The 9,405-nt window shown below is 61.0% G+C and carries 7 protein-coding genes, 1 pseudogene and 1 riboswitch; of the genes and pseudogenes, 1 reads left to right on the top strand and 7 read right to left on the bottom strand.

Translation table 11 applies throughout. From position 1 onward, the window contains the following. From AC2VOP_RS06000 to AC2VOP_RS05970, 7 genes and pseudogenes are all read right to left on the bottom strand, one after another. Positions 1-488: pseudogene (locus AC2VOP_RS06000) on the bottom strand (hypothetical protein); the annotation flags it as partial. Between the two features lie 67 nt (positions 489-555). Beyond that, a complete protein-coding gene (locus tag AC2VOP_RS05995) occupies positions 556-1,494 on the bottom strand; it encodes a sulfotransferase domain-containing protein (RefSeq protein ID WP_486960102.1) in 939 nt (312 codons plus the stop codon). A gap of 213 nt (positions 1,495-1,707) precedes the next feature. Continuing rightward, positions 1,708-3,108, bottom strand: coding sequence for an MFS transporter (locus AC2VOP_RS05990; RefSeq protein WP_486960101.1), 1,401 nt, complete (start codon positions 3,106-3,108; stop codon positions 1,708-1,710). A gap of 646 nt (positions 3,109-3,754) precedes the next feature. After that, positions 3,755-4,066, bottom strand: a complete 312-nt coding sequence (locus AC2VOP_RS05985) for a DUF6955 family protein (RefSeq protein WP_486960100.1) — start codon at positions 4,064-4,066, stop codon at positions 3,755-3,757. Then, on the bottom strand, positions 4,063-5,328 hold the full coding sequence (gene sat / locus AC2VOP_RS05980) for a sulfate adenylyltransferase (protein ID WP_486960099.1): 1,266 nt from the start codon (positions 5,326-5,328) through the stop codon (positions 4,063-4,065). Before sat ends, AC2VOP_RS05985 begins: the two co-directional genes overlap by 4 nt. Positions 5,329-5,418: 90 nt before the next feature. Then, complete coding sequence (gene cysC / locus AC2VOP_RS05975; protein ID WP_486960098.1) at positions 5,419-6,171, bottom strand: adenylyl-sulfate kinase; 753 nt, start codon at positions 6,169-6,171, stop codon at positions 5,419-5,421. 40 nt (positions 6,172-6,211) lie between these two features. Continuing rightward, a complete protein-coding gene (locus AC2VOP_RS05970) occupies positions 6,212-7,648 on the bottom strand; it encodes an MFS transporter (protein ID WP_486960097.1) in 1,437 nt (478 codons plus the stop codon). Between the two features lie 403 nt (positions 7,649-8,051). Between AC2VOP_RS05970 and AC2VOP_RS05965 the strand changes: the two genes are divergently transcribed. Further along, positions 8,052-8,636 (top strand): histidine phosphatase family protein, encoded by a 585-nt coding sequence (locus AC2VOP_RS05965; RefSeq protein ID WP_486960096.1) that lies wholly within the window; start codon positions 8,052-8,054, stop codon positions 8,634-8,636. A 238-nt stretch (positions 8,637-8,874) separates the two neighbouring features. Beyond that, a riboswitch (Fluoride riboswitch) is annotated at positions 8,875-8,936 on the top strand. The last annotated feature ends 469 nt before the right edge of the window (positions 8,937-9,405 follow it).

The raw sequence follows: 9,405 nt of genomic DNA, 5'->3' as shown, positions 1-9,405 counted from the left end.
GCCGGGCTGTTTTGGTACTTCCGCACGTAATGTTTTCTCCACGGCAACAAAATACCGACCAACACAACCAGGCTCAACGCTACCGAGACGGGGTAGGTCCCGCTTTTCATGCCCAACACAAGCGGCAGTATGCCGGCCGCGATCGTCGGGGCGATATTCGACCGCAGCACAGCGAGGAGAAGCAGACACAGGGTGGTGACGACGAGAATGGTCAGAACACCGTAACCGAACGCTCGCGTTGTCACTGTGCCGACGGCCGCCCCCAACGCCGGCGTGAGGATGAGCCGCCCGGGCTGGATCGCCCATTTTCCCCATGGCCGGGTCAAGACGTCGTGCGAGAGTGCCGCAAGTCCCGGAAAAAGGAGGTAGTGCCCGCCGCTTCGCTGTGCCACGGTCGCAAGCGCCGTGATGTAGAGCAGTGCCACGCCGTCCATAAGCAGCCGGTCGCGCCGCCCCAACGCCCGCTCTGACATCGCCCTCAGGGACATGTATCTCATGCCGTGGGACTTCGCCTGAAGGCGAAGCCCCACGGCACTCGATGACGGCCGGGTTAAATCACGGTGCCGAAGCGAGTTCACCGGTCTCCAACCAGTGCGCGCACTCCTTGCCTAGCTTCTCGACGGCAAGGCGATCGTAGTGCTCGATCGACGCCGGACTTAACACGCTGTGGTAATCGCTATCCACTCCGACCCCGTCGAAGAACGCCTTGGCGTTGCCCATGTGTCCGCCACCGAACGGCGCCATTTTTTCCGCGCGGGCGCTCATGTACTCGAATGAACAATGCTCCTCGATGACGTCCATACGAAGCGAGGCGGGATCGCAGGACAGGAACTCCGCGAGCCGAGCGGCTTCACCCTGGAAATCATCTCTCAGCGTTTGATAGTTGACGAGAAACACGTTCGGCTCGTCCCGGAGCTTCCACCACGACTTCGTCATATCGAACAGATCGCAACAGCCGTATCCGTCGGTGTCGATCCACAGGTCGAAAAACTCCTGCACGTCGTCGGGAATCACCAGCGGCACGTGGTCAGAGCACCACTCGGCATGAATCCGGTTGATCGCCGACATCGTCTCTGCAGTGAAGTTCTTCAGATAGATGTGGAAGCTGATCCCCAAATCCTTGCCGTTTCTGCCGACAAACACGTAGCGGGCCTCAGAGGCGAGCGGCAGGGCGTCGGCGGGCACATGCGATTTCATCACCCGCCGTATTCCCGCATCGCGCTGCTTTTGCAGTGTGGAAAGCATCTGCGCATGGTCGCCCCAGCTGGAGTCGAGCCACGGAGACGCATCCGAAAGTCCTCCGTCGTTCTCCTCACCGTTTTGCAGTATCTGCTGGACGACCCGCTGGGTCCAGGTGGTGCCGGCCTTAAACGGGGTCACAACAACGATGTCGTCTTGGACAAAGCCACCCTGGGCCAGGAAATCCTCCCACACCAGGGAGTTGGACAGATAATCCCGGAGGACTCTGCTCGGACGGACGAGTTGTTTTTGCATAACTTTTTTCCTTTCTGTAAGATCGCCCGTAAGAAACTTTCCACGGGACGACGAGGTTTCGTACGGAAACGTCACACCGTCTAAAACGGGAACAATCTACACTTCAGCCTCCCTCTCCAATTTCGGTGCCCAGAGAGCGAGCGCGCCGCGCCCACGCCGCCCGTGGGTTGCGTCGCCATTGGGTTCTTTCATCGCGTCGTCCACCGGCCGTCATCATTGCCCGGCGCCTTGCAATGCCGCGACACCCGCATGCTGCGGTCGCACGTAACGCACCCAGGCCAGGAACGCGGCGACGACATAGCACGCCAAGAAGGACCAGAATGCCGGCGTCTCGCTGCCGGTACTCTCATAGGACTGCCGCAGAGCCAGGTTGATCAACACTGAGCCGAGTGCCCCGAACGCGCCGGCGAACCCGATCAACGCGCCCGACCTGACCCGGGCCCAGTCGCGACGTTGGTCGTCGCTGACGTCCAGTACCCGGCTGCGCGCCTCGAAAACCGTTGGGATCAGCTTGTACACCGCCGCCTTACCCGCGCCGGAGAAGATGAACAGCCAGATAAAGCCGGTGATGTACCCCACCATCGTCAGTGTCGTCGCGGCACCCTGGGGGCCGCTGGTGAGGTCGTCATGGGTGCTGACCGCGATCACGAACGCTCCGCCGACGATCATGGCGGCCAACAAGACCAGACTGACCCGCCCGCCGCCGAAGCGGTCGCTCAACTTACCGCCGGCAACGCGCGCCAGCGATCCCAGTAGCGGCCCAATGAACGCGATCTCGGCGGCGTGCAGCGACGCCTGCGCGTGGCTCTGCCCACCGACGATAAAGTTGTGCTGGAGTACCTCGCCGAACGCGAACGCGAAACCCAGGAACGAGCCCGAGCAGCACAAGTAGATAAACGAGATGAGCCACGAGTCGGGCACCGAGAGAATGTTGCGCACGTTGGTAAACGACAGCCCGGCCCGGTGCGCGATGACGTTGTCCATGAACAGCCCCGCGCCGAGGCCGCCGATAACCAGCAGCAGCAGGTAGATCGCGCAAACCCAGTACGGCGCGACGTTACCCGCGACGGCCAGCACCACCAGCCCGACCGCTTGGATGACCGCCGACCCCAGGTTGGCGAACCCGCCGGTGAGCCCCATCGCAAAGCCCTTGAGCTGTTGAGGATACAAACCATCGACCTTGGCCAGCGACCCCGAATAGTTGCCGCCACCTAACCCGGTCAATGCCGCGCACGTCACATACGGCCACAACGGCAAGCCGGGATGGGCCAGCAACACGATCGCCCCGGCCGTCGGAATCAGCAGTACCAGCGAGGAGAACATCGTCCAGTTCCGGCCGCCGAACCAGTTGGCGGCCAGCGCGTAGGGGATTCGCACGAGCGCGCCGACCAGGGAGGCGGTGATAGCCAGCAGCAGTTTGTCGCCGATGGAAAATCCGTAGACGGACTGCGGCATGAACAGCACCAGTACCGACCACAAATACCAGATCGAGAAGGCGACATGGGTGTTCACCACCAACCAGAACAGGTTGCGACGGGCGACCGCGTTGTTCCCGCCCTCCCAACCCGTGGTGTCCTCGGGATTCCATTCCACGATCGTGTGCCCACGCGCCATGCGCTATCTACCTCTCACCGAAAATGTTCGCGTAACCGTCACGCCGTTGTGAGCAAGTGGGCCGGGCGCGTGACAAACGCGCCAGCCCGATCGGGGCATGTCGGATGTTCTCATCGCGGGCCCGCACTGTCCGGGATTGCTTCGAAGGTGTACAAAACACGAACGGCCACCGCGCTATCCTCTGCGTCACATCCGGCTGCACCATTGGCCAGCCGAGTACTGATCTGTTGTTCTGTTCCGCAGGGACCGTTGGCCGTCGATAGGCTATACGACAGTTTATGGCGAGCCCCACCGCCATCATCCGTGATCGCCAGCATACCAGCTGCCGAACCAGAGGCTATTCCACCTGTAGTACACCCGAAGCACGTCATCCGGACAACCCAAAGCAGCTGATACACAGCAGGTTTCCAGCTGGATTCCAATAACCGCCGACCACGCGTACCGCTCGCACCGACCGGCCAACAAACCGGCCTACCGTGAAGAAGCCTGGGGGGCACCGGATCTGGTTGAAACGTGCCAGCGACGTCCCCTGCCGCTCACTCCCCGCACCCGGGAACCTCGGTGCTGCCGACCTACGCGATGGCCAACGCAATCAGCATCCTGGTCACCGCACCACCGACGATGTCCTGTGGCGCCGGACCTGCGATCAGGTCTCCTCGAGAAAGCGACCGACTACCTCGGGGCCCGTCGAGTGCATTTTAACGGAAAGGTCGAACAAGCTGTCCTTCGCCAGTTTGGGAAGCAACTCGATAGAGCGAGTGGTGGAAGAATCATACTTCGCCGATGGATAACGTTGCAGCAGGAGATCCTTCTGTTCTTCCGTCGCGGAAATGGCCAGACGCTTCATGCCGGCGAACGCCTCCTTCGCCATTTCCGCCAGCCCGGCCTCCTGCAATGCTGCCAGTCGTACGTCGTTGATCCAGACATTGATCTTGATATCGTCCTGGCTTTTATTCATGAATCGAGCTCCTGTAATTTGTTGAGGGAAAAGATCGGCAATCGGTCTTTCAGATAGTCTTCGGTCACGAAGGGCGAGCCCTGTCCGTACTTGGCCGCACTTTCCATGACCACGTCGAACACCTCCGGCCGCATAACCATTCGCGTCGGTTTCACCTCGTCGGTCAGGATGCTCCTGATCAAACTGCCACTAAAGCTTTGAGCCGTCGAGCCGAACCCACAAAGGGCAGAGCTCTCGATATCCGAGCATTCTGGGCTATACCAATTTTCTCTCAAAAAGACAGGCTTTAACGAGAGCTTCTCCCGATATTGCTTGAGGAGGTTCTGCGCGTCATAGGGTTGATAGTAATCCCCTACTCCTGCGTGATCTCTTCCAAACATATGATGCGTGCATCCGAGATTTGTCCTCAGGATTGCGTGGAAGATAGCCTCTCTGGGGCCTGCGTACCGCATGTCCCATAGCGTGAACGACACCATGTGAACATCGTCACGAAAGTACCCGTTCGTGCGAAGGGCATCCTGCGCCAAAAGTATTGCTTCGTCGATGTAATCACCGGGCCTCTTCTCGCCGATGATTGCGTTGACCAGAACTCCCGTGTTCAAGGTGTCCACTGGCAGGTCCTCGTTCGCGGCAAACCAGGCCTGTTTCATCAGTGCCTCGTGGCCGGTGTGGGGAACGTTGCGCGTCTGATGGGCGACGGCGTGCTTCCAGCCTTTCCCCCTCAACGCGTCGGCGTGTTGCTTTGGGGTCAACCAGTAGCTCTTGAAAGGCTCGTTGAAGACAGGCTCGTTGATCAGCGTGATCGGGCCGCCGAGGAACCTGTCCTGGTAGGCCATCACCCTCTTCACGCCAGGGTGCCTGGTGTCCGTCGTGCCGTACGTTTTTTCGGCCATCCGCGCTAGGTCGTAGCCGTATATCTCTTCAATTTCGAAGATGGCCATCGGAGCGCCCAGGTAGTCAAGAACTACCCGGTCCCCTTCTGCGATGTTGGACTTCTCGATATTCTCCACCGACATGTCGAATACTATGGGAATGCTCCATAGCGTCCCGTCCGGAAGCTGCATCTTGTCCAAGGTGTCATCAACCTCTCGCCGACGCATAAATCCGGTCAGCGGTGTGAAGAAGCCATACGAAAGGCTGATGATCTCGTGCGCGGTCGGGCGCTTTATGGGAATCCTCGGCATGCCTGCTATTTTTTTCACTGCGTCAGCGGTCGACACGCTTTCCACGATCGGTTTTCCATTATGACCTAGATAAGCCATCTAGTCGCCTCTCTTCCGGGTGATGTTTGACAATGTTGCTTTCCCAAGCCCTCGGGCTCGCATTAAGGTATTCCAGTCAGCTTTAACTCCTCATCGCATATCTTTGGCGGCCCGAATCCGTAAGTCCTCAGTCCTTTCTCGTTGCGAACGAACTGTGACATCCCCGTCTGGAGAACTTCGGTGCCCAAAAAGAGACGGGGACGGGATCACACCCACTCGCTCCAGATACGAAATAACCTCGTCTGCCAGTAAGTCGGGGTGCTTCTGGCCGTCCAGCCTGATTTCGGGATGCAGCGGCGCTTCGTAGGGATCGTCGATTCCGGTGAACCCCCTGACTTCGCCGGCTCGGGCCCGTTTGTAAAGGCCTTTGGGGTCGCGGTGTTCGCAGATCTCCAGCGGGGTATCGACAAAGACCTCGATGAAGTCGCCGTCGGCTAGGTTGGCGCGAACTCTGTCGCGGTCACGACGATAGGGGCTGATAAAGCCGACGAGCGCAACGATGCCATCCTCGCAGAACAGTTTCGCCACCTCCCCGATGCGCCGGATATTCTCCTCGCGCTCCTCGGCTGAAAACCCTAACCCGAAACGCTCGGCGAACTTTTCACCATGAGTTTTGGCAAGCCGCTCGGGACCGGCATCGAGTCCGTAACGCACGTTGTCGCCATCCAGGACATAACCATGGATGCCCCGTTCGTAGAGCTTCCGGTCCACCAGATTCGCCACCGTGCTCTTGCCGGCGCCACTCAGGCCGGTGAACCACACCATGCATCCCCGGTGGCCATTAAGGCTTTCCCGTTCGCGGCGAGTAACACTGTGGATGTGCCATGTGATGTCGGGATTCATGCTCAACGTACTCGCGTCACCCAAACCCTCGGCAGCCTTCTCACACGCTGTTTCGACGGCCCGACGCGGTCGCTGCCAGCGCCTCGTTTCCCATTGTCGTCTCCTGCAGCGACCCGTGCGGCCGCACAAACCGCGCCCAGGCCAAGACCGCGGCGACCACGTAGCACATCAAGAAGACCCAGAATGCCGGTGTCACAGTGCCGCTGAGTTCATAGGACTGCCGCAGCGCCACGTTGACCCCCACCGAGCCGAGCGAACCACACGCGCCCGCGAAGCCGATCGCCGCTCCCGAGCGGACACGGGCCCAGTGCAACCGTTCAGTGTCGCTGATCCCCAGCGCCCGGCCGCGCGCATCGAAGACCGACGGGATCAGCTTGTAGACGGCAGCTTTCCCCACTCCGGAGAGGATGAACAGCACCATGAACGCGCCGATGTAGCCGACCATCGTATAGCCGCCGAGGGAGCCGCCGCTGTCGTGGACATGATCTGCGTGGGTGTTGACGCCGACCAGAAGCCCGCCGGCCAGGATCGCGGTACCAAAGACGCTCAAGGCCATGCGGCCACCGCCGAATCGGTCGCAGAGACGACCGCCGACGATCCGTGCAAACGAACCCAGCAGTGGTCCGATGAAGGCAATCTCGGCGGCATGCAGCGACGCCTGACCGTAGCTTTGTCCCGCGGCCCTGAAATTGTGCTGCAGCAGCTCGCCGAAGGCGAACGCAAAACCTAGGAACGTCCCCGAAGCACAGAGGTAGAGAAACGCAATTCCCCACGAGTCAGGCACTTTGAGAACGGACCAGTAGTTGGCTACCGAGAGGCCCGTGCGGTGAGCGGCGATATTGTCCATGAATAACGCCCCGCCGATACCGCCGACCGCCAGCAACACCAGGTAAACCGAGCATACCCAGTACCATGCCTGATGACCGACTGTGGCAAGTACCAGCAGCCCGACTATCTGGACGGACGCAGATCCCAGGTTGGCGAGCCCTCCGGTGAGGCCTAATGCAAAGCCCTTGAGCCGCTGCGGATATAAACCCTCGACCTTGGCCAGCGACGACGAGTAGCTGCCGCCGCCCAGCCCAGTCAGCGCCGCGCACACCAGATAGGGCCACAACGGAAGCCCGGGATGGGCCATCAGCCACATGGTCCCGAGAGTCGGGATCAGCAGTACCGCCGCCGAAAACACCGTCCAGTTCCGGCCACCGAACCAATTGGACGCCAACGCATAGGGGATACGCGCGAGTGCACCCACCAGCGATGCGGTAGCGGCCAGCAAGAACTTGTCGCCAGCCGAAAAACCGTAAACAGCCGCCGGCATGAACAACACCATCACCGACCACAGGTACCAAACCGAAAATGCGATATGCACATTCACGGCCTGCCAAAACAGGTTACGGCGGGCGATGCGGCTCTCGCCGCCCTCCCAAGCGACGGAGTCTTCGGGATTCCAGTCGACAATGCGGTGCGTACGTCCCATGGAGCTCTTACCTTTCACTGACGGTGGTGCCTCTGAACGAGATAGCCACATCCCAATGCGTTCCGCAGGGACCGTTGGCCGTCGATATACGACGGGCAGTCGTGGCGAGCCCCACCGCCATCGTGCGTCGGCCCGTCAACACACGCCGCGAACCGACCTAACGTGCTGCGCCCCATTAAAGCGCCACGACTCGCTTCCGGCAAGGGGCGCATCCGATGCACATCCGATCTCCAGCTGGTTCCAAGTTACGCCAGCAGCGAGCCCGCTGAGGCGTGCGCGACGTTGTGCGGTAGCCTGATCGAGCGCGATGGATCTCCGCCGGGGTGTTGAGCCGACATCCGAACTGCCGACCAGGCCGATGGTTCCTGTAGGAACACATACTCGGAGGTTTGCAGTGACAACAGTGACACGCGTTTATCTGGCCCGACACGGGCGTACCGCCCTCAACGCCGACGGACGACTGCGCGGGCTCAGCGATCCCCCACTCGACGAAGTGGGTGTAGCCGAGGTGTTCCGGTTGGGCGATGAGCTGGCCACCCGGCATCCCACGGTGGTGATCTCCAGTCCGCTGCAGCGGGCGGTGGCGACCGCGCAGGCGATCGCGGCAGTCGCCGGGGTGTCTGTCCAAATCGACGACCGGCTCAACGACCGCGACTACGGGCCCCAGACCGGGCTGCGCCGCGCCGACGTGGAACGTCAATACGGCAGTGTCGATTCAGCGCCCGGAGTGGAACCGCTGGGGGTGCTAGCCGAGCGCGCCAGACGGGCGTTCTTCGAGTTGGTCACCGAACTCGGGCCCGGTCCCGTCGTCATGGTGTCCCACGATGCGTTCAACCAGGCCCTGCTCAAGCAACTTGACCCGTCGCTAGATCACATCGGTCAACAGACCGCGTGCTGGAACCAGTTGAGTCTGGTCGACGGCACCTGGCGGGTTGACGCCTATGACCTCACCGCCAACTCCAAGCCGGCTCCGGCCCAAAACGAGTGATCGGGGCAGTGTTGCGTGAATAACACTGCAGTGCAATGATTTCTGAGCAGGCTTCTGGGCGCACCCGGCGCAGTGACACGACGGGGCGATGGTGCCCCCGACTGCAGGCTCACGGCATCGCAACACCGCGTTCGCCGCGCACGGCAACGGTCGACCAGCGCAACTCGCGCACAGCGCATCTCCAGCAGACTCTACCGATCCGTCCAGTCGGATTCCCCGACTGTCGGGTAAGACAGTAGAAGTAGATGGCGATGAGGCTCGCCATGATCGCCGCACCCGGCTGATGGCCTCTACTCGACGACTATCGAGTTGAGGCAGGTGTCTAAACGCAATGCAATCGCCCATCTCTTATCTCACTTCTCCAGCGCGCCGCAGCGCTCCCGGTAGCCGGCTACCCATCACGCGCGCCGTGACCGTAAGGCCTCCGGTGCGCAATATCGACACGGTGGAACTTGCTGGCTCCCACTCGCGGCGATACCCCAAAGCGGTGTCGCCGCAACTTGTCTGCTGAGCATTCCCGATCGACATCCGAGCTGTCGAAGCAGCGCGGGTCCAGCTGATTTGTCATAAGTACCGTCTTTTAACGCCAGCGACAGGAGCGGCTGATGCCTTGCGTATCGGGCCAACCGCCGCCGGAGTGATTCCGGCGACCACCGATGCGGCCTGACGGCCCTGTCAAGGGACATGGGGAACTGCCCAGTGGCGGTCATGAAAACTGCCCGCTGGCGGTCACGAGATCTGCCCAGTGGTGGCCACCAGCGATGCCGGG

It is taken from the genome of Mycobacterium sp. TH-M106, assembly GCF_057473765.1.
Note: the sequence above shows the minus strand (reverse complement) of the source record. Positions and strands in the feature narration are given on the sequence as shown.

Bases quoted from the DNA above. Each gene is read 5' to 3' on its own strand.
- AC2VOP_RS05970 (WP_486960097.1), bottom strand. From the start codon at position 7,648: ATGGGACGTACGCACCGCATTGTCGACTGGAATCCCGAAGACTCCGTC.
- sat (WP_486960099.1), bottom strand. From the start codon at position 5,328: ATGGCTTATCTAGGTCATAATGGAAAACCGATCGTGGAAAGCGTGTCG.
- AC2VOP_RS05995 (WP_486960102.1), bottom strand. From the start codon at position 1,494: ATGCAAAAACAACTCGTCCGTCCGAGCAGAGTCCTCCGGGATTATCTG.
- AC2VOP_RS05985 (WP_486960100.1), bottom strand. From the start codon at position 4,066: ATGAATAAAAGCCAGGACGATATCAAGATCAATGTCTGGATCAACGAC.
- cysC (WP_486960098.1), bottom strand. From the start codon at position 6,171: ATGAATCCCGACATCACATGGCACATCCACAGTGTTACTCGCCGCGAA.
- AC2VOP_RS05990 (WP_486960101.1), bottom strand. From the start codon at position 3,108: ATGGCGCGTGGGCACACGATCGTGGAATGGAATCCCGAGGACACCACG.